Annotated in this window: 23 protein-coding genes; 14 read left to right on the top strand and 9 right to left on the bottom strand. The window is 66.0% G+C overall.

Translation table 11 applies throughout. From position 1 onward, the window contains the following. Window positions 1-10 precede the first annotated feature (10 nt). The 8 genes from K2O50_RS04390 (at window position 11) to K2O50_RS04355 (ending at window position 9107) form a co-directional block, all read left to right on the top strand. Window positions 11-1456, top strand: coding sequence for an alginate O-acetyltransferase (locus K2O50_RS04390; RefSeq protein WP_050704339.1), 1446 nt, complete (start codon window positions 11-13; stop codon window positions 1454-1456). 7 nt (window positions 1457-1463) lie between these two features. Beyond that, window positions 1464-2567, top strand: coding sequence for a mannuronate-specific alginate lyase (locus K2O50_RS04385; RefSeq protein WP_050704338.1), 1104 nt, complete (start codon window positions 1464-1466; stop codon window positions 2565-2567). Window positions 2568-2744: 177 nt separating this feature from the next. Beyond that, window positions 2745-4202 carry an MBOAT family protein gene (locus tag K2O50_RS04380; protein WP_050704337.1) on the top strand — a complete coding sequence of 486 codons (1458 nt, stop codon included), beginning with the start codon at window positions 2745-2747 and terminating at the stop codon, window positions 4200-4202. A gap of 10 nt (window positions 4203-4212) precedes the next feature. Further along, the gene (locus tag K2O50_RS04375; protein WP_050704336.1) at window positions 4213-5370 is read left to right on the top strand and encodes an alginate O-acetyltransferase; all 1158 of its coding nucleotides are present in this window, start codon (window positions 4213-4215) and stop codon (window positions 5368-5370) included. Between the two features lie 20 nt (window positions 5371-5390). After that, window positions 5391-6038, top strand: coding sequence for an alginate O-acetyltransferase AlgF (locus K2O50_RS04370; protein WP_028689561.1), 648 nt, complete (start codon window positions 5391-5393; stop codon window positions 6036-6038). A 35-nt stretch (window positions 6039-6073) separates the two neighbouring features. After that, window positions 6074-7528 (top strand): mannose-1-phosphate guanylyltransferase/mannose-6-phosphate isomerase, encoded by a 1455-nt coding sequence (locus K2O50_RS04365; protein ID WP_050704335.1) that lies wholly within the window; start codon window positions 6074-6076, stop codon window positions 7526-7528. 176 nt (window positions 7529-7704) lie between these two features. Then, window positions 7705-8169: a hypothetical protein gene (locus K2O50_RS04360; RefSeq protein ID WP_050704353.1), complete on the top strand. Its 465-nt coding sequence runs from the start codon at window positions 7705-7707 to the stop codon at window positions 8167-8169. A 125-nt stretch (window positions 8170-8294) separates the two neighbouring features. Beyond that, on the top strand, window positions 8295-9107 hold the full coding sequence (locus K2O50_RS04355; RefSeq protein WP_050704334.1) for an SDR family oxidoreductase: 813 nt from the start codon (window positions 8295-8297) through the stop codon (window positions 9105-9107). A 71-nt stretch (window positions 9108-9178) separates the two neighbouring features. On the opposite strand, the gene K2O50_RS04350 is transcribed toward K2O50_RS04355, so the two are convergent. The 4 genes from K2O50_RS04350 to K2O50_RS04335 all read right to left on the bottom strand — a co-directional run bounded on the left by K2O50_RS04350 (window position 9179) and on the right by K2O50_RS04335 (window position 14474). Next, window positions 9179-10573 carry an efflux transporter outer membrane subunit gene (locus K2O50_RS04350; protein WP_050704333.1) on the bottom strand — a complete coding sequence of 465 codons (1395 nt, stop codon included), beginning with the start codon at window positions 10571-10573 and terminating at the stop codon, window positions 9179-9181. 149 nt (window positions 10574-10722) lie between these two features. Further along, a complete protein-coding gene (locus K2O50_RS04345; protein WP_050704332.1) occupies window positions 10723-11784 on the bottom strand; it encodes an HlyD family secretion protein in 1062 nt (353 codons plus the stop codon). A 27-nt stretch (window positions 11785-11811) separates the two neighbouring features. After that, on the bottom strand, window positions 11812-13353 hold the full coding sequence (locus K2O50_RS04340) for an MFS transporter (protein WP_050704331.1): 1542 nt from the start codon (window positions 13351-13353) through the stop codon (window positions 11812-11814). Window positions 13354-13568: 215 nt separating this feature from the next. Continuing rightward, window positions 13569-14474 carry a LysR family transcriptional regulator gene (locus K2O50_RS04335; RefSeq protein ID WP_050704330.1) on the bottom strand — a complete coding sequence of 302 codons (906 nt, stop codon included), beginning with the start codon at window positions 14472-14474 and terminating at the stop codon, window positions 13569-13571. Between the two features lie 241 nt (window positions 14475-14715). Here K2O50_RS04335 and K2O50_RS04330 point away from each other — a divergent pair, with 241 nt between their 5' ends. The 3 genes from K2O50_RS04330 (at window position 14716) to K2O50_RS04320 (ending at window position 16092) form a co-directional block, all read left to right on the top strand. Then, window positions 14716-15162 carry a universal stress protein gene (locus K2O50_RS04330; RefSeq protein WP_052896297.1) on the top strand — a complete coding sequence of 149 codons (447 nt, stop codon included), beginning with the start codon at window positions 14716-14718 and terminating at the stop codon, window positions 15160-15162. A 109-nt stretch (window positions 15163-15271) separates the two neighbouring features. Next, window positions 15272-15598 carry a type II toxin-antitoxin system PrlF family antitoxin gene (locus tag K2O50_RS04325; RefSeq protein WP_050704328.1) on the top strand — a complete coding sequence of 109 codons (327 nt, stop codon included), beginning with the start codon at window positions 15272-15274 and terminating at the stop codon, window positions 15596-15598. Next, window positions 15595-16092: a type II toxin-antitoxin system YhaV family toxin gene (locus tag K2O50_RS04320; RefSeq protein ID WP_050704327.1), complete on the top strand. Its 498-nt coding sequence runs from the start codon at window positions 15595-15597 to the stop codon at window positions 16090-16092. The genes K2O50_RS04325 and K2O50_RS04320 overlap by 4 nt, the downstream gene beginning before the upstream one ends. Window positions 16093-16136: 44 nt before the next feature. Here K2O50_RS04320 and K2O50_RS04315 read toward each other — a convergent pair whose 3' ends face one another. From K2O50_RS04315 to K2O50_RS04300, 4 genes are read right to left on the bottom strand one after another with little or no spacing between them, the layout of a single operon-like run. After that, window positions 16137-16997, bottom strand: coding sequence for an HlyD family secretion protein (locus K2O50_RS04315; RefSeq protein WP_050704326.1), 861 nt, complete (start codon window positions 16995-16997; stop codon window positions 16137-16139). Window positions 16998-17007: 10 nt separating this feature from the next. After that, window positions 17008-17208: a DUF1656 domain-containing protein gene (locus tag K2O50_RS04310; RefSeq protein ID WP_028689551.1), complete on the bottom strand. Its 201-nt coding sequence runs from the start codon at window positions 17206-17208 to the stop codon at window positions 17008-17010. After that, complete coding sequence (locus K2O50_RS04305; protein ID WP_050704325.1) at window positions 17198-19375, bottom strand: FUSC family protein; 2178 nt, start codon at window positions 19373-19375, stop codon at window positions 17198-17200. Before K2O50_RS04305 ends, K2O50_RS04310 begins: the two co-directional genes overlap by 11 nt. Further along, window positions 19372-20898, bottom strand: a complete 1527-nt coding sequence (locus tag K2O50_RS04300; RefSeq protein ID WP_050704324.1) for an efflux transporter outer membrane subunit — start codon at window positions 20896-20898, stop codon at window positions 19372-19374. Before K2O50_RS04300 ends, K2O50_RS04305 begins: the two co-directional genes overlap by 4 nt. Window positions 20899-21078: 180 nt before the next feature. On the opposite strand from K2O50_RS04300, the gene K2O50_RS04295 reads away from it, so the two are divergent. Both K2O50_RS04295 and K2O50_RS04290 read left to right on the top strand, forming a co-directional pair. Next, a complete protein-coding gene (locus K2O50_RS04295) occupies window positions 21079-22026 on the top strand; it encodes a LysR family transcriptional regulator (RefSeq protein ID WP_028689548.1) in 948 nt (315 codons plus the stop codon). Between the two features lie 225 nt (window positions 22027-22251). Next, window positions 22252-23226 (top strand): D-glycerate dehydrogenase, encoded by a 975-nt coding sequence (locus K2O50_RS04290; protein WP_050706840.1) that lies wholly within the window; start codon window positions 22252-22254, stop codon window positions 23224-23226. Window positions 23227-23279: 53 nt separating this feature from the next. Here the strand turns inward: K2O50_RS04290 and K2O50_RS04285 are convergent, their stop codons facing one another. Beyond that, on the bottom strand, window positions 23280-24182 hold the full coding sequence (locus K2O50_RS04285) for a DMT family transporter (RefSeq protein WP_050706841.1): 903 nt from the start codon (window positions 24180-24182) through the stop codon (window positions 23280-23282). Between the two features lie 222 nt (window positions 24183-24404). Here K2O50_RS04285 and K2O50_RS04280 point away from each other — a divergent pair, with 222 nt between their 5' ends. Continuing rightward, the gene (locus tag K2O50_RS04280) at window positions 24405-25280 is read left to right on the top strand and encodes an AraC family transcriptional regulator (protein WP_050706842.1); all 876 of its coding nucleotides are present in this window, start codon (window positions 24405-24407) and stop codon (window positions 25278-25280) included. Window positions 25281-25393 lie beyond the last annotated feature (113 nt).

Here is a 25393-nt window from a genome sequence, read left to right as displayed (position 1 = left end):
AGCCCAGACCATGACTCCACACCTGATGAAACTGCTGGGCCTGTCCGCCGCCCTCCTGGCCATCAGCCAGGGCGTGCGCGCCGAAGAGGTCAAGGCGCCGACCTTCAGCGCCGAGCCCTGCTGCCAGCTGTGCCCCGAGGCCCACGACGCCAGCCGCTACACCACGCGCTACCAGCAGAACTTCACCACCCTGGTGCAGGCCCAGGGCGACTGGCTGTTCCGTACCCGCGAAGACCTGCGCACCGAGTTCGACACCACCCCGGGCGGCTACAAGCGCCTGCAGCAGGTGCACGACGCGTTCAAGAAGCGCGGCGTCGAGCTGGTGGTGGTGTACCAGCCGACCCGTGGCCTGGTGAACCGCAACATGCTCAAGCCCGAGGAGAAAGCCGCCTTCGATTACCAGAAGGCCCTGCGCAACTACCAGGCCATGCTCCAGCGCTTCGCCAAGATGGGCTACAACGTGCCCGACCTGTCGCCGCTGACCAACGAGCAACTGGCCGCGGCCGACCAGGGCAAGGACTTCTACTTCCGTGGCGACCAGCACTGGACGCCCTACGGCGCCGAGCGCGCGGCGAAGATCGTCGCCGATACCGTGCACCAGATGCCGGCCTTCGAAGGCATCCCGCGCAAGGAATTCGAGACCAAAAAATCCGGACGCATGGGCAAGACCGGCACCCTGCACAACGTCGCCGGCCAGCTGTGCGGCACCAGCTACGCGGTGCAGTACATGGACCAGTTCGCCACCGAACCCAAGGGCGGCGCCAGCGGCGGCGACGACCTGTTCGGCGATTCGGGCAACGCGCAGATCACCCTGGTCGGCACCAGCCACAGCGGCAAGAACTACAACTTCTCGGGCTTCCTCGAGCAGTACATCGGTGCCGACGTGCTCAACGTCGCCTTCCCCGGCGGCGGCCTGGAAGGCTCGATGATCCAGTACCTGGGCAGCGAGGAGTTCCAGAACAACCCGCCGAAGATCCTGGTCTGGGAGTTCTCCCCGCTCTACCGCCTGGACCAGGAAACCATCTGGCGACAGATCCTCGGCCTGCTCGACGACGGCTGCGACGACCGTCCCGCGCAGATGAGCGCCAGCGCCACCCTCAAGCCGGGCAAGAACGAGCTGATGGTCAACGGCAAGAATGGCGTGATCAAGGACCTGGTCAACCGCAACCACCAGCTCGACATCAAGTTCGAGGACACCTCGGTGAAAGTGCTGCAGGCCACCCTGTGGTACCTCAACGGCCGCCACGAGGACATCAAGATCGAGAAGCCCGAGACCTCCGACACCGATGGGCGCTTCGTCTTCCAGATGCGCGAGGACGAAGACTGGGCAGGCCAGAACCTGCTCGCCCTGGAGGTCCAGGGGCCGGAAAGCGGCACGCAGAAAGTCGAAGCCAAACTCTGCAAACGCAACAACTTCGCCAGCCCCGCGCAGCACACCGCGCAGGCCGGCCAGTGAGGCAAGCATGACAGCCATCCACCGCAAGACCGCACCCGCCCTGCTCGCCCTCGCCCTGTTCGGCGGGGCGGCGCAGGCCGCGCTGGTACCGCCCCAGGGGTACTACGAGGGCATCGAGAAACTGAAGACCGGCGACGGCAATTTCCGCTGCGAGGCCGCGCCCAAGCCCTACACCGGCGCGTTGGTGTTTCGCAGCAAGTACGAGGGGTCCGACAAAGCCCGGGCGACCCTCAATGCTGCTTCAGAAAAGGCCTTTCGCAAGTCCACCGAGGACATCACCACCCTCGAGAAGGGCGTGAGCAAGATGGTCGGCCAGTACATGCGCGATGGCCGCCCCGCGCAGCTGGACTGCGCCCTGACCTGGCTCGACACCTGGGCACGCGCCGATGCGCTGATGTCCACCGACTACAACCACACCGGCAAGTCCATGCGCAAATGGGCGCTGGGCAGCATGAGCGGGTCGTGGCTGCGCCTGAAGTTCTCCAACTCGCAGCCACTGGCCGCGCACAGGGCCGAGGCCGAGCAGATCGAGAAATGGTTCGTGCGCCTGGCGCGGCAGACCGTGCGCGACTGGAGCGACCTGCCGCTGGAGAAGATCAACAACCACAGCTACTGGGCGGCCTGGTCGGTGATGGCCACCGCGGTGGCCACCGACCGCCAGGACCTCTTCGACTGGGCGGTGAAGGAATACAAGGTCGGCGCCAACCAGGTCGATGAACAGGGCTTTTTGCCCAACGAGCTCAAGCGCCGCCAGCGCGCCCTGGCCTACCACAACTACGCCCTGCCGCCGCTGGCGATGATCGCCAGCTTCGCCCAGGCCAACGGCGTGGACCTGCGCAAGGAAAACAACTTCGCCCTGCAGCGCCTCGGCGAAGGCGTGCTGGCCGGTGCCCGCGATCCTGTTCATTTCAACACTCGCGCCGGCGTGAAGCAGGACCTCAAGGACCTGAAGATCGACAGCAAGTACGCCTGGCTCGAGCCATGGTGCGCGCTGTACCAGTGCGTCGGCGACACCCTCGAGCGCAAGCATGACATGCAGCCGTTCAACAGTTTCAGGCTGGGTGGGGATGTGACGCGGGTCTATGACCCGCAAGCCGAACAGAAAAAGTAAGTCGTTTGCGTGGGAGCGGGCTTGCCCCGCGATGAGGCCCGCAAGGGCAATGGTGTTGGCTCTGCCGACGCCATCGCGGGGCAAGCCCGCTCCCACGCCATGGTGATCTTCCACATTCGTGTGGGGGGTTTGGGGGGCGCTGTGCCCCGGATGCTGTGAACAACAAGGAGAACCGGGATGGTCTTCTCGTCCAACGTGTTCCTGTTCCTGTTCCTGCCGGTTTTCCTCGGCTTGTACTACGTGAGCGGGAACCGCTATCGCAACCTGCTGCTGCTGGTTGCCAGCTACATCTTCTACGCCTGGTGGCGGGTGGACTTCCTCGCCCTGTTCGCCGGGGTCACCCTGTGGAACTACTGGATCGGCCTGAAGGTCGGCGCCGCCGGCGTGCGCACCAAGCCCGCGCAGCGCTGGCTGCTGCTTGGCGTGGGCGTCGACCTGTGCATCCTCGGCTACTTCAAGTACGCCAACTTCGGCGTCGACAGCCTCAACGCGATCATGACCTCGATGGGGCTGGAGCCGTTCATCCTCACCCACGTGTTGCTGCCGATCGGCATCTCGTTCTACATCTTCGAGTCGATCAGCTACATCATCGACGTGTACCGCGGCGACACCCCGGCCACCCGCAACCTGATCGACTTCGCCGCCTTCGTGGCGATCTTCCCGCACCTGATCGCCGGCCCCGTGCTGCGCTTCAAGGACCTGGTCGACCAGTTCAACAACCGCACCCACACCCTGGACAAGTTCTCCGAAGGCTGCACCCGCTTCATGCAGGGCTTCATCAAGAAAGTGTTCATCGCCGACACCCTGGCGGTGGTCGCCGACCACTGCTTCGCCCTGGAGAACCCCACCACCGGTGACGCCTGGCTCGGCGCGCTGGCCTATACCGCGCAGCTGTACTTCGACTTCTCCGGCTACAGCGACATGGCCATCGGCCTGGGCCTGATGATGGGCTTTCGCTTCATGGAGAACTTCAAGCAACCCTACATCAGCCAGTCGATCACCGAGTTCTGGCGGCGCTGGCACATCAGCCTGTCGACCTGGCTGCGCGACTACCTGTACATCACCCTGGGCGGCAACCGCAAAGGCACCTTCAACACCTACCGCAACCTGTTCCTGACCATGCTGCTGGGCGGGCTGTGGCACGGCGCCAACTTCACCTACATCATCTGGGGCGCCTGGCACGGCCTGTGGCTGGCCATCGAGCGCGCACTGGGGCTGGACACCAACCCGCAGCGCTTCAACCCGGTGAAATGGGCCTTCACCTTCCTCCTGGTGGTGGTCGGCTGGGTGATCTTCCGCGCCGAGAACCTGCACGTGGCGGCGCGCATGTACGGCGCCATGTTCAGCTTCGGCGACTGGCAGCTGTCGGAACTCAACCGCGCCAACCTCACCGGCCTGCAGGTGGCCACGCTGATCGTCGCCTACCTGACCCTGGCGTTCTTCGGCCTGCGCGACTTCTACCGCAATGCAACGCCCGCGCCCAAGGCCACCCCGGTACAGGTGAACGCCGACGGCTCGGTGGGCCTGGACTGGACGCGGATCATGACCCGTACCCTGGTCCTGCTGCTGTTCGCCGCCTCGGTGCTCAAGCTCTCGGCGCAGAGCTACTCACCGTTCCTCTACTTCCAGTTCTGAGGCCTGAATCATGAACCGGACACTTCGCATCACCTATTCGCTGACGTTCATGGGCCTGCTGGTCGGGCTGGGCGCATGGTCGGTCGGCGGGCTGGAAAGTTTCAACCGCACAGGGCAGATGACCCTGCTCGACGGCAAGCTCGCCAAGGCTGCCGAAACCCACTACGACGAGCAGTTCCCGATCAAGCGCGTTGGCACCAACCTGTGGGCCGCGCTGGACTTCAAACTGTTCAACGAAGGCCGCCCCGGCGTGGTGCTGGGCCGCGACCAGTGGCTGTTCACCGACGAGGAGTTCAAACCCACCGCCGGCGCCGAGCAACTGATGCAGGACAACCTGGCGTTGGTGCGCGGCATCCGTGACACCCTGCAGCGCCACGGCAGCCAACTGGTGCTGGCGATCGTGCCGGCCAAGGCGCGCCTGTACGCCGAGTACCTCGGCAAGGAGGCGCCGGCCAGCCTGCACGACGAGCTGTTCAATCGTTTCCACGCCCAGGCGCGCCAGGCCAATGTGTTCGCCCCCGACCTGCTGGCGCCACTGGAGCAGGCCAAGGCCCGCGGCCAGGTGTTCCTGCGCACCGACACCCACTGGACGCCCATGGGCGCCGAGGTGGTCGCGCAGTCCATCGCCGAGGCGGTCAGCCGTCAGAACCTGCTCGACGGCGAACCCCAGGCGTTTATCACCGAGGCCGGCGCCACCGCGCCGTACAAGGGTGACCTGACCAACTTCCTGCCGCTGGATCCGTTGTTCAGCAACCTGCTGCCGACCCCGGACAACCTGCAGCAGCGCAAGACCCACCCGGTGCAGGCCGAGGGCGAAGGCGACGACGCGCTGTTCGCCGACAGCCGGATCCCGGTGGCGCTGGTGGGCACCAGCTACAGCGCCAACCCGCACTGGAACTTCCTCGGCGCCCTGCAGCAGGCGTTGCGCAGCGACGTCGCCAATTACGCCGAGGACGGCCACGGCCCGCTGCTGCCGATGCTCAAGTACCTGCAGAGCGACGCTTTCAAGAACGCCCCGCCACAGGTCGTGGTGTGGGAATTCCCGGAACGGTATCTGCCAATGAAGAACGACCTCAGCGCCTTCGATCCGCAGTGGATCGCGCAGCTGAAGAAATCCCGTCAATCCGAAGAAAACCTGGCCCTGTCGTCCAATCGGACGGACCACTGAAGATAGAGAGGAATACGCACATGACCACCAAGACTTCCATTGCCAAAGCCCTCACCCTCGCCGCCGGCCTGTCCCTGGCCTCGCTGCAGGCCTTCGCCGGCGCCGATGCCGCCCTCTATGGCCCGAGCGCGCCGAAGGGCTCGACCTTCGTGCGCCTGTACAACGCCGCCGGCAGCCCCGCCGCCGCATCGGTCGGCAACACCCAGATCAAGCAGGTCGGCGCCCAGGCCAGCAGCGACTTCAGCTTCCTGCCCGGCGGTGACTACACCGCCCAGGTCGGCGGCAAGAGCGTCCCGGTGAAGCTCGCCGCCGACAAGTACTACACCCTGGTCAACAGCAGCAGCGGCAACCCGCAGCTGATCGAGGAGCCGCCGTTCAAGAACAAGCAGAAGGCCCTGGTGCGGGTGCAGAACCTCAGCGACCAGTCGCTGACCCTGAAGACCGCCGACGGCAAGACCGAAGTGGTAAGCCCCGTGGCCGCCAAGGGCCGTGGCGAGCGCGAGATCAACCCGGTCAAGGTCAACCTGGCCCTGTATCAAGGCGACAAGAAAGTCGGCGACGTCAAACCCGTCGCCCTGGCGCGCGGCGAAGCCGCCGTGCTGTATGTCACCGGTTCCGGCAACAGCCTGTCGCCGGTGTGGGTCACTCGCCCCGTGGCTAGCAACTGATTCCCCTGCCTCTAAACGACTATTGGAGAAACATGATGATCCCGGTAATTCTTTCTGGTGGTAGCGGTTCGCGTCTGTGGCCTCTGTCGCGCAAGCAGTTCCCCAAGCAGTTCCTGGCCCTGACCGGCGAGCACACCCTGTTCCAGCAGACCATCGAGCGCCTGGTGTTCGACGGCATGGACACCCCCATCGTGGTCTGCAACAAGGACCACAAGTTCATCGTCCAGGAGCAGCTGAATGCACTGAAGCTGGAAACCCAGGCCATCCTCATGGAGCCGTTCGGCCGCAACACCGCGCCGGCGGTGGCCATGACCGCGATGAAGCTGGTCAACGAAGGCCGTGACGAGCTGATGCTGGTTCTGCCGGCAGACCACGTGATCGAGGACCAGAAGGCCCTGCAGCGCGCACTGGCCCTGGCCACCGTGGCCGCCGAGCGCGGCGAGATGGTGCTGTTCGGCGTGCCGGCGACCAAGCCCGAGACCGGCTACGGCTACATTCGCTCCAGCCAGGACGCGCTGCTGCCCGAAGGCGTGGCGCGGGTCGCGCAGTTCGTCGAGAAACCTGACGAGAAGCGCGCCAACGAGTTCGTCCGCGCCGGCGGCTACTTCTGGAACAGCGGCATGTTCCTTTTCCGCGCCAGCCGCTTCCTCGAAGAGCTGAAAAAGCACGACCCGGACATCTACGACACCTGCCTGCTGGCCCTGGAGCGCAGCCAGGAGGACGCCGATGCGTTGAGCATCGACGAAGCCACCTTCGCCTGCTGCCCGGACAACTCCATCGACTACGCGGTGATGGAAAAGACCCAGCGCGCCTGCGTGGTGCCGCTGTCGGCCGGCTGGAGCGATGTCGGCTGCTGGTCGTCGCTGTGGGACGTGCACGAGAAGGACGCCGACGGCAACGTCACCAAGGGCGATGTGGTGGTGCAGGACAGCCGCAACTGCATGATCCACGGCAACGGCAAGCTGGTGTCGGTGATCGGCCTTGAGAACATCGTGGTGGTCGAGACCAAGGACGCCATGATGATCGCCCACAAGGACAAGGTTCAGGGGGTCAAGCAGTTGGTCAACACCCTCGACGCCCAGGGCCGCACGGAAACCCAGAACCACCTGGAGGTGTACCGCCCGTGGGGCTCGTACGACTCGGTGGACATGGGCGGGCGTTTCCAGGTCAAACACATCACCGTCAAGCCCGGCGCCAGCCTGTCGCTGCAGATGCACCATCACCGTGCCGAGCACTGGATCGTGGTGTCCGGCACCGCCGAAGTGACCTGCGACGAGAACGTGTTCCTGCTCACCGAGAACCAGTCCACGTATATCCCCATCGCCTCGGTGCACCGCCTGCGCAACCCGGGCAAGATCCCGCTGGAGATCATCGAGGTGCAGTCCGGGAGCTACCTGGGCGAGGATGATATCGAACGCTTCGAGGATGTGTATGGGCGGACTTCCACCCCGGTCGAGCGTGGGGTTTCGGTGAAGACCATCGCGCAGTAAAACGTTGGGACCGCTTCGCGGTCCATCGCGGCACAAGGCCGCTCCTACAAGGGAATGCGATCCTCTGTAGGAGCGGCCTTGTGCCGCGAAAGGAGGGCCAAGCCCTCCCGCTTTTGAGCCAACACCCTTTTCCCGCTACGATGATCGAACCCCTTGCCACCAAGGCCTGCCCCACCATGATCATCGGTGCCCTGCTCGTCCTCACCTGGCTGGTCCTGCTGCTGCGCTACCCGGCCAAGGCCCTGCCGATTTCCATGGCTGGCGTCTGTGGCCTGGGGCTGGTGGCGCTGTACGTGGTCTGGCAGGACACCCGCGAAGCCTCGCAACTGGCCCGCCTCGATATCCGCCTGGTCTACGCCCCCGACCAGTGCCCCGCCGACCGTGCCCTGCAGGTGCGCATGAAGAACGGCAACAAAGTCCCGCTCAGTGAACTGCGCTGGCGCGTCGGCGCCTATGCCCCTGGTGATACCGTGAACCTGGCCGAGAACACCTACGCCGCCCCGCGCTATCGTGGCCCCGGCGAGTTGCAGCCGGGCGCCGAATGGAGCGATTGCCTGCCATTGCCGCCACTGCGCTCGGGCTATCGGCCACAAACGCTGGAGTTTCGTGCCGAGCATCTGCAAGGTACATTCGCCAATTGAGCCCGCCTCATCGCGGGGCAAGCCCGCTCCCACGACACCGGCCCATAGCATCGTAGGAGCGGGCTTGCCCCGCGATGAGGCCGGTAGCCACGCCCCCCATGTCCAACTGAACACAGGCCCGCCCCATGCCCACCGTCCTGATCACCGGTTGTTCCAGCGGCATCGGCCGCGCCCTGGCCGACGCCTTCCGCGATGCCGGCCATGAAGTCTGGGCCACCGCCCGCAAGCAGCAGGATGTCGAACAGCTGACCGCCGCCGGCTTCAATTCCCGGCAACTGGATGTGAATGACGCCGAAGCCCTCGCCCGCTTGGCCGAGGAACTGCCAAACCTCGATATCCTGATCAACAACGCCGGCTACGGCGCCATGGGCCCGCTGCTCGACGGCGGCGTCGAGGCCATGCGCCAGCAATTCGAGACCAACGTCTTCGCCCTGGTCGGCGTGACCCAGGCACTGTTCCCGCTGCTGCGCCGTTCCCGTGGGCTGGTGGTGAACATCGGCAGCGTGTCAGGCGTGCTGGTAACGCCCTTCGCCGGTGCCTACTGTGCATCCAAGGCCGCCGTGCACGGGCTGAGCGATGCCCTGCGCCTGGAGCTGGCGCCTTTTGGGATCAGGGTCATGGAGGTGCAGCCGGGCGCGATCGCCTCGCAGTTCGCCAGCAATGCGCAGCAGCAGGCCGAACAGGTACTGGCGAGCGGTTCGCCGTGGTGGCCGTTGCGTGAGCAGGTGCAGGCGCGGGCTCGGGCGTCGCAGGATCGGCCGACGTCGGCGGCGGTGTTCGCCCAGGGGTTGCTGGCGGCGACGCGCAAATCGCCTGTGCCTGCGCTGGTGCGTATCGGCAATGGCAGCACGGCCTTGCCGTTGATGGCCCGCCTGTTGCCACAGCGCCTGCTGGATTGGGTGTTGCGCAAGCGCTTCGGTTTGTTGCGACCGCTCTGACGTCATCGCGGGGCAAGTCGCATCGGCGCACCGCCGCTCCCACGCATACCTGGGAGCCCCCGCGATACTGCTCAGACCTGGTCGAACGCCTGCCAGCCGCCACCCAGCGCCTTGTACAGCCCCACCAGCGCCTGCGACACCGCCGCCGAGCTGTCGATCCACTGCTCCTCGCTGGCCAGCAATGCCGACTGCACCGTCAGCACGTTGAGAAAGTCCACCGCCCCTTCCACATACTGGCGCTGCGCGGTCTCCAGGGCGATGCGGTTCTGCCGCACCGCCTCGGCCAGGTGATCGCGGCGCAACTGGCTGGCGTTGTACAGGCGCAGCACATCGTCGATCTCATGCCAGGCGCCGAGCACCACCTTGCGGTAGTTCAGCGCCGCCTCCTGCTGCTGGGCCTCGCGCAGCTCCAGCTGGCCCTTGAGCCGTCCGCCCTCGAAGATCGGCAACGACAGTTGCGGCCCGAAGGCGAACCGGCGCGAATCCCAGGCCCCGAAATCGGACAACTGCATGGCCTGGAAACCAACACTCCCGGACAAGCGAATGCTCGGGTAGAAATCGGCCTTGGCCACGCCGATGCTGGCGGTGGCGGCATGCAACCGGGCCTCGGCCTGGCGAATATCCGGGCGGCGTTCGGCCAGCTCCGACGGCACGCCGATGGCGAAGCGCTGCTGCGGCGCGGGCAGCTTACCGTCCGGCAGCAACTGTGCCTGCAAGCTGCGCGGCGGCTCGGCGGCGAGCAGGCTCAGGGCATTGATCAGGTCGTCGCGGCGCGCCTCCAGGGTTGGCAGGCGCGCCTCGATCGACGCTACCTGGGCGCTGGCCTGGGCGACATCGAGCCGGGTGGCGACACCTTCAGCCTGCCGGCCTTCGGACAGCTTCAGGCTGTGCCGGGCGACCTTGAGGTTGTCCTGGGTGATTTCCAGGGTGTGCTGCACGGCTCGCAGCTGGATGTAGTTGCCAGCGGTTTCCGACAACAGCGCCAGCAGCACGCCACGGCGGTCGTTCTCGGCGACCGCCACGGTCGCGTCGGCGGCCTCGATCTGACGGCGCACGCGCCCCCACAGGTCCAGCTCCCAGCCGGCGACAAGGTCGCCCTGCCACAGGTTATACGCCGACTTGCCGGCCTTGCCGGAGGGGTCGTTCAACCCTTCTGCACTGTTGCGCGCCCGGCTGTAGCCCGCATTTGCATCCACCGAAGGCATCTCGTCAGCCGCCACGGTGCTGCGCAAGGCGCGGCTCTGCAGCAGGCGGGCACTGGCCATCTGCAGGTCGAGGTTGCGCTCGGCGACCTTCTGGATCAATGCGCTCAGCTGGGCGTCGTGGAAGCTGTCCCACCAGCGCAGTTCCAGCGGACCGGCTACCGGCTGGCTGGCCGCGGCCTCACCTTGCAGCGAGGCCCAATCCTGAGGCGCTTCGCTGGACGGGCTCTGGAAGTCCGGTCCGAGGGTGCAGCCGGCCAGCATTGCGGCCAGCAGCAAGGGGGCCGCTACGCGCCCCTTTCGCGGCACAAGGCCGCTCCTACAGGCGACCGCGATCCTCTGTAGGAGCGGCCTTGTGTCGCGAAAGGGCTGGGCAGCAGCCCCGGCGCTCTCAATTCTTTCAACCACAATGCTCATCGCGCGGTCACCTCTTTACCCGCCAACTTGTCGCCCTGGGTATCGATGACCGCCTCCACCGACATGCCCACCCGCAGGCGCTCCAGCAACGGCTGGCCGTCATCGAAGACGATCTTCACCGGAATGCGCTGCACCACCTTGGTGAAGTTGCCGGTGGCGTTGTCCGGCTTCACCGCGGCGAAGGTCACCCCCGTGGCCGGGGCGATGCTCTCGACGCGGCCGTGGAGTTTCTCGCCGGAGAAGGTATCGACGCTGATGCTTACCGGCTGGCCCGGCTGCACGTGGGTCAGCTGGGTCTCCTGGAAGTTGCCGACGATGTAGGCGCGCTCCAGCGGCACCACCGACAACAGCCGCGCGCCCGGGTTTACGTAGGCGCCGACGCGCAGGGCGCGCTCGCCGACCATGCCGTCCACTGGCGCGGTGATGCGGGTGTAGGACAGGTCCAGCTGGGCTTTCTCCAGGCCGGCCTCGGCCCGTTTCAACTGACCGTCGGCACTGGCAACCTGGGCGCCGAGGATATCCACCTGCTTGCGCGTCGCCACCAACGCCGCCTGGGTGTTGGCCAGCCGGGCACGGGCCTGGTCGACGCCACTGCGCGCTTGCTGGGCATTCTGCACAGTGCCGGCGCCCTGCTCGGCCAGGCGGCTGTAGCGGGTCACTTCGTGATCGGCGAATGCCGCCTCGGCCTGGGCCGCCTTCACTGCGGCCTCGGCCTGGGCGATCAGCGAAGCCTGGCGCTCAAGGGTGGCGCGGGCATCCAGGCTCTGCGCCCTGGCCACCAGCAACTGGGCCTGGGCCGCGTCGAGGGCGGCCTGGTAGTCGCGCGGGTCGATGGTCGCCAGTAACTGGCCGGCCTTCACCTGCTGGTTGTCCTCTACCAGCACCTCCTTGATGAAGCCCGCCACCTTCGGCGCGACCACGGTGTAGTCGGCGGTCACATAGGCGTCGTTGGTGCTCTGGCGATGGTCGCTGCCGAACATCCAGGGGCCGACGATGGCGGCCAGCACGGCCACGGCGAGCACCGAGCCAATAAGGATTGTCTTGCGCTTGTTGGTCATTTCAAGGTCTCGGATTCATCCACGGATTCAGGCCACCGCACGCGGCGGGAAGATCCGGGTAGGCACGAAGGGGATCAGGCAGATCAGGGCGACGGCGATGCCCGCCATCACCAGGTACAGGTCGGCCGAGGTCAGTACCAGGGCCTGTTCATGGATGCGCTTGGCCAAGCCAGTGGTGTTGTCGTCGATCAGTGGCGCGTTGCCCAGGCTGTCGACCAGGTGATTGGAGTGAAAATGCCGGCGCACGGTGCCCAGGGCATCGAGCAGGCCGCCGGCGATCACCGCCGACAGGCCCTTGACCGTGTTGAACCAGGCAGAGGCGAACGGGCCTTCCTGCGGGGTCATGCCATTGGTGGAAAGCATCAGCAGCGGCAGCACCGCCATGGGCTGACCGAACACCTGCAGCAGGTAGAACGGATAGAAATCGCCGCGGATCCACTGCGAGGTCAGCAGGCTGCTGCCCACGCACGAAACCGCCAGCATGGCCAGGCCCGTCGCCAGCACCCAGCGGCAGTCCACCGCGCGGATGTTGCACAGCGCCGCGGTCAACGGTAGGGCGATCAGCTGCGGCATGGCCACCAGCATCATCAACGGGCTGGTCTGCGCCGGGCGATAGCCCTGGATCTGCGCCAGGTAGGCGGACGGAATGCTGCCCACCCCCGAAAGCACGATCAGCACCCCGGCCAGGGTCACCAGGGCGAAGCTCAGGTTGCGCCGCGTGAGCATGCGCAACTGGAAGAACGGCAGCGGCTCGGACCATTCGTTGAACATGAACAGCACCAGCAGCAACACGCCACCGCCGAGCAGCCAGCAGATCTGCGGCGAGTCGAACCAGCCCCAGCGGTCGCCCAGCGACAGCCCGAGGACGATGCAACTGATCGCCGGCAGGCCGAGCAGCACGCCGCGCCAGTCCAGTTGCCTGAAACGCTCGAGGCGCAGCGGATCCTGGGGCAGGCCCCAGCCGACGCAGGCGATCGCCAGCAGCGAGGGCAGGATGATCTGCCAGAACGCCCACTGCCAGCCGACGTATTCGGTCCACAGGCCCGCCAACGGCGTGCCGAGGTTCGGCCCGAAGGTGGCGGTCAGGGCGTAGCAGGCCAGGCCGTAGACCTTGATGCCCGGCGGCAGGAAACGCAGCGCCACGCTCATCAGCATCGGTGGCAAGGCGCCCGAGGCGAAGCCCTGCAGCACGCGCAGCAGCATCAGGCTGTGCAGGTTGGGCGCGAAGGGTTGAATCAGGCCGAGCACGGCGAACACGCCGACGGCGCTCATGGTGAAGCGGCGCAACGAGAAGGTGGTGGCCAGCCAGGGCGCGAAGGCCATGGCCGAGACCGAGGCGGCGGCATAGACCGCCAGCAGCCAGGCACCTTCGTCGGCGCCGATGCCCATGGCGCCACGAATGTCGCTCAGGGAAATCTTGGTCACCGCCTCGTTGAGCCCGGCGCACAGCACCGCCAGCAACACGCCGAACAGCCCGACCACCACCCGCAGGCCGAACGCCGTCTGCGCGGGGGCGGCCGGTGCGGGGGCAGCGGCCAGCGCGGCGGAGGGCGCGGTCAGGGAACTCATGGATAGACATCTCCAGCAACAAATTCAGGGCTGGAGCAAGTCTATGAAGGTCGAATGCTGACGAAAACTGACTTGTTGGCAGGTTTATGTTGCGTCAGACGCAATCCACCGGAATCGGCGGCGCTTTCTTCGCGGGTAAACCCGCTCCTACAGGTTCATTGCTGCACTTGGATCCTGTGGGAGCGGGTTTACCCGCGAAGAAGGCGCCGCCAATATCAAGGCTCCCCCGCGCAGCAGGCGCGCATGGTCTGGCGCAACCAGCGATGCGCCGGGTCGTTGTCGAAACGCGGATGCCAGGCCTGCATCACCCGCACCCGCTCCAGCGGCACCGGGATCTCGAACGAGCGCAGCGGCAGGCCGAACTTGGTCACGCTGCCGAGGATGTTCGCCGGCATCGGCAGGATCAGGTCCGACTCCGGCAACGAGAACATCGCCGAATGGAAACTCGGCGTGATCAGCGCCACCCTGCGCTGCACGCCATGGGCGCCCAGTTCCACGTCGATCGGCCCATTGGCCCGTCCGCGTCGCGACACGCTGATCTGCGGATAGCGGGCAAAGCGCTGCGGGGTGATCTCGGCGTCGAAGATCGGGTGGTCGGCCCGCGCCAGCCCGACGAACCAGGTGTCGAACAGGCTCTGCACCTTGATCTCCGGCCCCATGTCGATGCTCGAACTGACCACCAGGTCGATCTGTCCGTGGCGCAGCACCAGGTCGTCGTCGCCCTGGTGCTCGGGGACGAAGCGCAGCACGGTGTTCGGCGCCTGCTCGAGCATCATGTGCAGCAGGCGCGCGCCATACAGGGCGATGAACAGGTCGTTGGTGCGGATATTGAAGGCCCGGTCGAGGTTCGGCAGGTCGACCTCGTCGCCACTGCGAAACACCAGACCGGCCTGTTCCACCAGCGCTCGTACCTGGTCGCGCAGGGCCAGCGCCCGGGGCGTCGGTACCAGGCCACGGCCGGCGCGCACCAGGATCGGGTCGCCCATGGCCTCGCGGATGCGCCCCAGCGTGCGGCTCATGGCCGCCGGGCTCAGGTTCATGCGCTGGGCGGCGCCGACCACGCTGCCTTCGTCAAGCAGGGCGTCGAGGGCGACGAGCAGATTCATGTCCGGGAGTTGCATGGCCGTTTTCCGTGACAGCTGTGGGAAACGCGATGGTATCAGGTTGGTGGATTGCGTCAGGCGCAATGGCACCGTGCGTGAAGGGCCATTTATCCCGGCCGGTCAATGCTTCAGCCTGTACCGGCCCGATCGCGGGCCAAGCCCGCTCCCACGCCAGCCACACAAGGTTCGTGGGAGCGGGCTTGCCCCGCGATGGGGAGATTAGGTTTCTACAAATGTCACCACCCTGCAAGGAACCCCCATGCCCCGCCCGGTCCTGATCGCCATCGACGCCTCCCCCGCCAGCCACGCCCTGCTCGACCTCGCCCGTCGTTACTGCCGCCCGGGCGAACACACCCTGCACGTGCTGCTGGCCATCGACGCTACCTTTGCCGTGCACGACCACCGTGCGGCCTACACCGAGGAAGAGTTGGAAGAATACCCCGCCGCCTGCGACGAACAGCAACTGGCCGAGCACGCCGTGAACAGCGCCGTGGGCACCCTGCGCGAAGCCGGGTTCGACAGCCTGGGCTGCATGGTCGCCGGCCAGCCGGTGGAGGTGATCGTCGCCAAGGCCCGGGAGCTTGAATGCGAGCTGATCATCATCGGCCACCGCCACCTGTCACGGGTCGGAAGGCTGTTGGACCCCTCGATCAGTGCCAAGGTCATCGACCGGGTGCAGGTGCCCGTGCTGGTCGGGGCTGCCTGAGCCCGAATAGCCGTTGATCAGGCAGTACACACGAGGTAATGCAATTGCATTGACCAGGTAATGCACTCGCATTACCTTGCTTGATACTACCCCTCGCGGACCTACGATCATGGCCACTACCTTCGAAGCCGAGTCGACCCTGACCGAGCGTTACCAGACCACGGTCCCCGAAACCGTTCGCCGTGCCTTGGGCCTGAAAAAGCGTGACAAGATTCACTACTCGATCCGCCCTGACGGAGCGGTGATACTGACCCGCGCAGAGACAGCCGAGGAAGACCCCGCCGTAGGGCAGTTCCTGGATTTCCTGGCCCGGGATATCGCCACCAATCCGCAACGATTGAAGGTTGTCGATGCAGAGCTCGTCGCTCGCCTGGATGCACTGGTGGGCGACGTTGAAATCGATCTCGATCAACCTCTCTCGGCGGACGATGAATGACTGAAACGAGGCGCAAACCTCTTTGCGTGCATGGCTGGAGCGTGTTCGCCCACCCCCTCTTTCTCGACAAGCTGGAGGCACTCATCGATGAAGTCGAAGTGCTTCAGAAGAAGGATCCGGTCGGCTACGTAAAGAAAAATGCGGCAAAACGATTGAAGGCCGTCAGACGCTTGGCCTTCGACGTCATTGCCCAGGCGCCTGGCAACCCTGACCATCGAATGGGCGGCACACTGGGCGCGGAACACAAGCACTGGTTTCGCGCAAAGTTCTTTCAGCAATACCGCTTGTTTTATCGCTATCACGCCTCCAGCAAGATCATCGTGTTGGCGTGGGTGAACGATGACGACAGCAAGCGCGCTTACGAAAGCAGTGACGATGCCTACAAAGTGTTCCGTCGCATGCTGGGCAGCGGACACCCTCCTGATGACTGGGACCAGCTGTTGCAGGAAGCGACCGCGGCAACAGCTCGATTCAACGCCACCCTCAAGCGCTGACACCTGCCCGCCAATCCAGCGATGGAGCCAGCGCAGTAACCCGATCAGTCCTCGCTCGGCTTGACCACCACCGTACAGGTCGTCCCCGCCGCCAGCAGGAACCCGTCCGGCACTTCATCGATATGGATCCGCACCGGCACCCGCTGCGCCAAACGCACCCAGTTGAAGGTCGGGTTCACGTCGGCGATCAGCTCACGGCTCTGCGGGTTGTCACGGTCGTAGATGCCACGGGCAATGCTCTCCACATGCCCTTTGATCCGCTCGCCGCTCATCATCTGCAGCTCGGCAACATCGCCCACCTTCACATGGGGCAGCTTGGTCTCCTCGAAGAAGCCGTACACCCAGAACGACTGCTCATCCACAACCGCCATCACCGCCTCGCCGGTGCGGGCGTAATCGCCCTTATGGATGTTCAGGTTGGTCACATAGCCATCGACGGTGGCGACGATCTGCGTGCGCTTGAGGTTCAGCTCGGCGGCCGCCAGCTGGGCCTGGGCGTGCTGGTAGTCGGCCAGCGCCGAATCGGCGATGTTGCTGGCGTCGTCGCGGTTCTCTTTCGAGATCACCAGGTTGTCCAGGTCGGCTCGGCGCTTGGCATTCACCTTGCGCATTTCCCAGGTGGCCTTGCGCGAGGCCACCAGCGCCTTGGCCTGGTCCACCGCCAGCTGATAGTGCTCGGGGTCGATGCGGATCAGCACGTCGCCCTTCTTCACCCGCTGGTTGTCCTTGACCGGCACGTCCACCACATAGCCCGGCACATCGGCGGCAACGTTGATGATGTCGGCGCGCACCCGGCCGTCGCGGGTCCACGGCGTGGTCATGTAGTGCAGCCACAACTGACGGCCGATCGCCACGGCAGCGGCCAGCACCAGCAGGGTGGCGATCAGGCTGAAGAACTTTTTCATTGCAGGATTCTCACCAGTAGAGCGACAGCGCCAGGGCGCCGAACAGGCAGACGAACAGCGACAGGCGCAGCAGCGCCGGGTGCCAGAAGAAGCGATAGCCATCAACGCTTGCGATGAACCGGTCCAGGCCCCAGGCCAGGCCCAGGGCGAACAGGAACATCAAGGTCATGGTGGGCATGTACACGCCATGGAAGGCGATCTCACGGGGCATGGTGCAATCCTTTCGCCGGGGCCAGCGGCGACTGTGGGTCGAGCAGGGAGGAACGGATGAAGTGCAGGTAGCTCTGCGCCCGGCGCAGCACCGAGGTGTCGAAGTGCCGGGCGAAGGGTTCGTCGGTGGCCTGCACGCGGCTGATGGCGTGGTCCACCGCCACCAGGGCGCGCTCGTGGTTGCTGGCGCTGGGTTGCAGGAACAACCGCGCCAGCGCCCGGCCCATCACGCGGATGGCCTGGCGCCAGGGCTGCGACTCGGCGTACGCCGGGTGGATCGGCGCGCGATCCTGCTCCTTGCGCAGCTCAATGATGGCGTGGCCAACCTCCAGTACGGTGAACATCCAGCCCATCAGCTCGCTCTGCACCTGCGGCTTGCCGGCGGCCAGGCCATAGGCCTGGTGCAGCAGGTCGCGGGTGCGGCTCTCGAACGCCGAGCCCAACCCGCGCAGGCGCCCGCCGATGGCGAACAGCACCTGCTCGCGCAGCTCCTGCTCCAGGCGGCTCCACAGCCAGCGGCTGTTGGGCGGCAGGATGATCGCCCCGGCTGCGGCGCAGACGAACATGCCGATGACCATGCCGATGTAGTCGTTGATGAAGGTATAGGGGTCATAAATGGTCAGGTTGTTCGGCACCGAACCGATGGCGAAGAACACTAGCAGGCCCAGGCCATAACCGGCATAGGCCGGGCGCGAGGCGAGGAACGCGCCAAGCACGAACACCGGCGCCAACACCATGCACAGCAGCGCAAAACCGTCGATCCAGGGGAACACGAAGAAGGTCTCGAAGAACCCGACGAAGGCGCCGATCGCCGTGCCGCAGGCCATCTGGAACGACATGCGCTTGGGGTTCGGCGAGGCCGCCGACAGGCCCACGGTGACCGTGGCGATCAAGGTCATCATGGCGCCGCTGGGCCAGTCACTGAGCAGCCAGTAGCTGCCCAGCAACAGCAGCACCGCCGAGGCGCGCACGCCGGCGGCCAGCGATACCAGCCAGCTGGTCTGGGCCACGTAGGGTTCGTCCCACTGTTCGCGTTCGTGCTTGTGCACGGCCAGCGAGGCGTGGGTCTCGGCGTAGCTGTACATCTCGTCGACGAAGCGGTAGAGCAGCTCGAAGGCGGTATGGAAGTCGAGCAGGTCGGATTCGCTCGGGTTGGTCTCCAGGTACTCGGCGCGAAGGCCACGCACCTGGGCCTGCAGGCCTTCCTTGTAGGTGCCCAGCTCCAGTGCCAGGCGCAAGGCATCGGCGTCGGTCAGAGCCCGACCGACATAGGGCTGCAGCAGCTCGGCCAGGGTGTCCAGGCCGGGCTCGATGGCGCCGACGATCTGCAACGGGCCACGGGCGCGCAGTCGCTCCAGCAACCGGTGCAAGGCATTGAAGCGCGTGGTGATGGCCATGAACTCGCTGTTCATCCGCACCAGGCGGCCGGAGCGTCGGCGCATGTGCGGGTCTTCGAAGGCGGTGACGTTGCGCAGGCTCTCCAGGCCCACCGCCTCGGCGACGAAGCGCACGTTGCTGGTCTCGAAGCGGTCGCGCTGGCTGTCGCCGCGCAGGGCCTCGACCACCACCCCGGCGAACACGCCGAAGCGCTGGTACAGGGCGTTGCGCATGGCGGCACTGGCCGACTGCGGCAGGATCGCGGCGCTGACGAAAGTCGAGACCAGAATCCCCAGGGCGATCTCCAGCACCCGCCACACCGCCGCCATGAACGCCTGGTCAGGGTGCTGCAGCACCGGCAGGCCGATCATCGCCGCCGTGTAGCCGGCCAGCACGAAGCCATAGGCGCGGAAGGTGCGGTAGCGCATGGCCCCCGCCGAGCACAAGCCGACCCACAGCGCCAGGCTGGGCAGGAACAGCTCGGTGTTCTGCGGGAAGATCGCTATCAGCGCGACCATCATCGCCGAGCCGGCCAGGGTGCCGAGCACCCGGTAGAAGCTCTTGGCGAACACATGGCCGCTCTGCGGCTGCATGACGATGAACACGGTGATCATCGCCGTGCGCGGCTGCGGCAGCTCCAGGCGCATGGCCAGCCACAGGGTGATGAACGCGGCGGCCAGCACCTTGAAGATGTAGACCCAGGTGACCCCGTCGGTGCGCGACCAGGCGAAGAAGCCCCGGCGCCACTCCAGGCTCCGCAGCCAGCGCAGGGGCAAGCTCGATGTGCTCATTCGGCGTGGTCCGGCTGGTCGAAGATGGCCAGGGTGGCCGGCGTTTTCGGGGCGGCCTGGCGTTCTTGATCAGGCACATCCTTGCCCGCCTCCAGGCCGCCGCCCAGGGCGGTGACCAGCTCGGCATGGGCGGTCAGGCGCGCGGCCTGCACCTGCTGCTGCACCTGTTGCTGGCGGAACAGCAGGGTCTGGGCGTTGAGCACGTTGAGGTAATCGGTCAGGCCACGCTGGAAAGCGACGGTGGCGATGTCGTAGGTCTTCTGCGCGGCGGCCACCGATTCGGCGGCGAAATGCGCCTGCTCCTTCATCGACTCGCGGCGGATCAGTTGGTCTGAGATGTTCTTCAGCGCGCCGATCACCGTCTGGTTGTAGCGCGCCACGGCCACGTCATAGCCGGCCGAGGCCACGCCCAGCTGCGAGCGCAGGCGACCGCCGTCGAAGATCGGCAGGCTGATGGCCGGCCCCACGTTGTAGTTGAACTTGCGCCCGGTGAGGAACTCCAGCGGGCCGCCACCGGTGGCCATGAAGCCAAGGCCGCCGACCAGGTCGACGTTGGGGAAGAAGCCGGCGTGGGCCACGTCGATGCCACGGGCCTGGGCCGCCACCTGCCAGCGACTGGCGACCACGTCGGGGCGCTGGCCGACCAATTCGGCGGGCAGGTTCGACGGCAGTTTCAGCGGCGCGCCGAGGGTCAGGGTCGGGCGTTGCAGCTTCGCGCCCTCCCCCGGTCCCTTGCCGGCCAGGGCGGCCAGCTGGTTGCGGGTCAGGGCGATCTCCTCGTTGAGGCTGTCGATCTGGCGGTGGGTTTCCGGCAGCGGCGCCTCGGCCTGGCTGACCTCGAAATGGGTGCCGATGCCACCGTCGAGGCGGCGCTTGGCCAGGGCGAGGATCTGCTCCTGCTGCGCAAGCTCGGCCTGGACGATATCGCGCCGGGCGTAGTGCAGGCTGAGCTGGATATAGGCGCGCACCACGTTGTTCTCCAGCTCCAGCTGAGCCTGGCGCGCCTCGGCGACGCTCATGTGCGCCTGGTCCACGGCCTGCTCGCTGGCATTGCGCTCGCGGCCCCACAGGTCCAGGGCGTAGCTGAAACCGATGGCGGCATTGTTGTCCCAGGTGTTGGCGCCGGACAGCGCGCCCGGGCCGTAGAACTGATCCTCGGGCCAGTTGTGGCGCTTGAGGGTGGCGTTGCCGTTGGCCTGCAGTTTTTCCGCCGACTCGACCACGCCGGCCATGGCCTTGGCTTCCCGCACCCGGGCGGCGGCCATGGCCATGCTCGGACTGCCGGCCAGGGCCTGGGCGATCCAGGCGTCCAGCTGCGGGTCGCCGTAGGCGCGCCACCATTGCTGGGCCGGCCAGTGGGCGTCGCGCGCGGCCTCGCGGATCGCGGCGTCGGTGGTCAGTTGGTTGGCTTGGAGGGTCTTGCTTTGCGGGGCGATGCCCCAGGTTCCGATACAGCCGCTCAAGGTGAGACAAAGGGCACAGGCACTGAACGCATGGAGCGCTCTGATGTGGCGACGCGGCACAGCTGCGATTTCCCGAGGAAGAGGTGGAGGGGCCGGGCAATTCTAGGGGCGGGTTTCATTGGCGATAAGCGCATATTCCTGCGAATCTTTGTTACCAAAACAGCGATAATCCGGCTTTAGTCGGAAGCGAAATTCCGCAACTTCATGTCACAATTTTGTCCTCTAAACCGAGAGTGACCCATGGACACCCTGCAAAACATGCGTGCTTTCAGTTGCGTGGCCCAGCTCGGCAGCTTCACCGCTGCCGCGGCGCAACTGGATACGACCACCGCGAACGTGTCGCGGGCGGTCTCCAACCTGGAAGCCCATCTGCAAACCCGCCTGCTCAACCGCACCACCCGGCGCATCGCGCTGACCGAGGCTGGCAAGCGCTACCTGATGCGCTGCGAACAGATTCTTACCTACGTGGAAGAAGCCGAGGCCGAGGCCAGCGACGCCCACGCCCGCCCCGCGGGGCAGTTGAAGGTGCATTCGATGACCGGCGTCGGCCAGCACTTCGTGGTCGACGCCATCGCCCGCTACCGCGAGTCGCACCCGGACGTGACCTTCGACCTGACCATGGCCAACCGCGTGCCCGACCTGCTGGACGAGGGCTACGACGTGTCCATCGTGCTGGCCAGCGAGCTGCCGGACTCGGGCTTCGTCTCCCAGCGCCTGGGCATCACCTACAGCATCGTCTGCGCCTCGCCCGAGTACGTGGCCCGTCACGGCAGCGCGCACAAGCCGGCCGACCTGCTCAAGCATGCCTGCCTGCGCATGGTCAGCCCGGTGATCCCGCTGGAGAAGTGGCTGTTCGACGGGCCGGAAGGCCAGGAGATGGTCAACATCACCACCTCGCCGTTCCAGGTCAACTCGGCGGACGCGATGAAGACCGCGATCCGCAGCGGCATGGGCGTGGGCGTGCTGCCGATCTATTCGGCCATCGACGGCCTGCGCGATGGCAGCCTGGTGCGGATCATGCCGGAGTACCGCCTGCAGGAGCTGAACCTGTACGCGATCTACCCGTCGCGCCAGTACCTGGATGCCAAGATCAAGACCTGGGTCGAGTACCTGCGCAATTCGCTGCCGGAGATTCTTGCCGCCCATGAGGCCGACCTGAAGACCCATGAGCTGCTGATCGCCAACTGAAAAAAGCGGCTGCATTGGGGGTAAGGACAATGGTAGGTTGCTAACCATTGATTCCAGCGTCTGGCAGACAGGGTCATGGGAGGGCTTCGCCCTCCATCGCGGCACAAGGCCGCTCCTACAGGGTTACGCGGTACCTGTAGGAGCGGCCTTGTGCCGCGAAAGGGCCGCACAGCGGCCCCGCTCTTCTGCCCGGCTCCACCTCACGCCTTGCAGAGAAGCAGCCCGATGAAAAAGACCGTCCTGGCCTTCAGCCGCATCACGCCAGCCATGGCCGAACGCCTGCAACAAGACTTCAACGTGATCGTGCCGAACCCGAAACGCGGCGACATCAGCGCCCAGTTCAACGAGGCCCTGCCCGAGGCCCACGGCCTGATCGGGGTCGGTCGCAAGCTCGGCCGCGCGCAGCTCGAAGGCGCGGGCAAGCTGGAGGTGGTGTCCAGCGTCTCGGTCGGCTACGACAACTACGACCTGGACTACTTCAACGAGCGCGGCATCGCCCTGACCAACACCCCCGACGTGCTCACCGAAAGCACCGCCGACCTGGGCTTTGCCCTGATCATGGGCTGCGCTCGGCGCACCGCCGAGCTGGATGCCTGGACCAAGGCCGGCCACTGGCAGGCCACCGTCGGCCCGGCGCAGTTCGGCTGCGATGTGCACGGCAAGACGCTGGGTATCGTCGGCATGGGCAACATCGGCGCGGCCATCGCCCGTCGTGGCCGCTTCGGTTTCAACATGCAGGTGCTGTACACCGGCAACAGTCGCAAGACCGCGCTGGAACAGGAACTGGGCGCGCAGTTCCGCAGCCTGGACGCATTGCTGGGCGAAGCCGATTTCGTCTGCCTGGTGGTGCCGCTGTCCGAGGCAACCCGCAAGCTGATCGGCGCCCGCGAGCTGCAACTGATGAAGCCCAGCGCGTTCCTGGTCAATATCGCCCGGGGACCTGTAGTGGATGAGGCGGCGCTGGTCGAGGCACTGCGCAATGGCACCATTCGCGGCGCCGGGCTGGATGTGTACGAAAAGGAGCCGCTCGCCGATTCGCCGCTGTTCAAGCTGCCCAACGCCCTGACCCTGCCGCACATCGGCTCGGCCACCGCCGAGACCCGCGAGGCCATGGCCAACCGTGCGCTGGACAACCTGCGGGCGGCGTTGCTGGGTGAGCGGCCGCGGGACCTGGTGAATCCGCAGGTGTGGAAGGGCTGAGCTTTTCAGCCCGAGTTACCTAACCTGTCGCGGGGTACCGCGATGGGACAAGGTTACTTGACTGCCAGCACGCCTTCGACCGGCCTGGATTTCGGCTTGCGGAACACCAGCACATTCCCCGCCATTACCGCTACCAGGCCCAGCAACGCCGGCGCCGTCCATTGGTAGCCCTCGGCGAATGCCGACACATTCAACGCCACCAGCGGGAACAGCACGGTGCAATAGGCTGCCCGCTCCGGCCCCATGCGTCCGACCAGGGTCAGGTAGGCGGTGAAGGCGATAACCGAACCCGGGATCACCAGGTACAGCAGCGAGCCGATGTAGCGGGCGTTCCATTCCATGTCGAAGGGGATGCCCTTGACCAGGCAGTACGCCGCCAGCATCGAGGCGCCATAGAGCATGCCCCAGGCATTGGTGGTCATCGGCTTGAGCCCGGCCTTCTGCTGCACGCTGGACAGCATGTTGCCGGCCGAGAAGCACAGCGTGCCGAGCAGGCCCAATCCCAGGCCGTACAAGGTCTCGCGGCTGGCGGCGTGGTGCGAGAGTTCCGGCCAGAACAGCAGTCCCAGACCGAGCAGGCCCAAGGCGCCGCCACCGAGCACATTGGCGGCGATCTTCTGGCCGAAGAAGATCCGGGCGTTGATGGCGTTCCACAAGGTGGCGGTGGAGAACACCACGGCGATCAGGCCGGTGGCAACCCACTGGCTGGCGGTAAGGAAGCACATGAAATTGACGCAGAACAGGCACAAGCCCTGGGCCAGGCATACCAGGTGACCACGCCGGTTCATCGGTTGCAGGCGGCGGGTGAGCAGCAGGAAGGCGAACAGGATCAGCCCGGCCAAGGCGAAGCGGTAGACGATCGACACCGGGATGGCAACCTCGCCCAGCTGCAGTTTCAGGGCGATCCAGGTGGTGCCCCAGATCAGGACGGTGAGCAGGTAGAGCGACAGGTTCATGATGGACTCCCTCGACAGGTATCAGGCCTATCGCGGGGCAAGCTGCTCCCACAGGGCGCATTGCGACCTCGGTGGGAGCGGGCTTGCCCCGCGATGAAAACCCCATGAGCCCAGTTTCTTGCGCCATCGCTGTTCGGCGCTTGCATAAACTTGCGCTTTTCCTCCCCGGCTAGCTGCCATCCCGGCGCCGGCGCAGTACGATGGCCAGCAGAGGAACCGCCCATGCCCCCACTCGATCACCTGCAGGTCTTCAACGTCCTGAACGCCTCGCCCCACGCCCGGCTGGAGCTGAGCGCGCAGCTGGGCGACGGGCTGGCGGCGGCCTTGTGGAGCAACCGCGACGATGCCCGCGACTACCAGGCGCCCAGCCATCACACACTGTCGTGCTACATCGCCGACGGCACCGGCACCTTCCGCCGCCAGCGCCCCAGTGATCGCGGCGCGCCGGACAAGCTGTGCGTGATGCCCGCCGGCCATGAGTCGAACTGGATAATCAACGGCTCGATCCGCCTGGCCCACCTGTACATCAGCGAGGAACAGTTCGCCCTCGGCTGCACCCGCCTGCTGGACCGCGAGCCGCGGGAGATGCAACTGCGCGAGGCGACCTTCCTCGACGACCCGCAGCAGGCCCGACGCTTTCGCGAGCTGATCGGCCTGGACTGGGCCGAGCCCGGCGAACGCCTGCTGGCCAGCAGCCTGGCCCACGACATCATCGACCACGCCGTGCTCAACCAGGTCGGCCTGCGCCAGGGCCTCAAGCTCAAGGGCGGACTGGCACCGCACCAGCGCCGGCAACTGGTGGACTATATCGAGGCCAACCTCGACCAACCGCTGACCTTGGGGGAGCTGGCGCTGCGCTGCAACCTGTCCGAGTACCACTTCGCGCGGATGTTCCGGGCGAGCTTTGGACTGCCGCCGCATCAGTACCTGCTGGCCCGGCGGCTGCAGCGGGCGTGCCGGTTGCTGCGCATGGGCACGTTGCCTTTGGGCGAGGTGGCGTTGCTGTGCGGGTTTGCCAGTGCCAGTCATTTCAGCAACCGGTTCAGGCAGGCGCTGGGGGCGACGCCGGGGGCGTATCGGGCGGCGTTCGCCAGTTGAATACTGGGGCCGCTTTGCGGCCCGTTCGCGGCACGAGGCCGCTCTCATGGAGCAAAACATAATTCTTTGATTTGACTGGGGCAGCGTGGGAGCGGGCTTGCCCCGCGATGCGG

The organism is Pseudomonas sp. 2hn (assembly GCF_019646095.1).
GTDB classification, from domain to species: Bacteria; Pseudomonadota; Gammaproteobacteria; order Pseudomonadales; family Pseudomonadaceae; genus Aquipseudomonas; species Aquipseudomonas peradeniyensis.
Note: the sequence above shows the minus strand (reverse complement) of the source record. Positions and strands in the feature narration are given on the sequence as shown.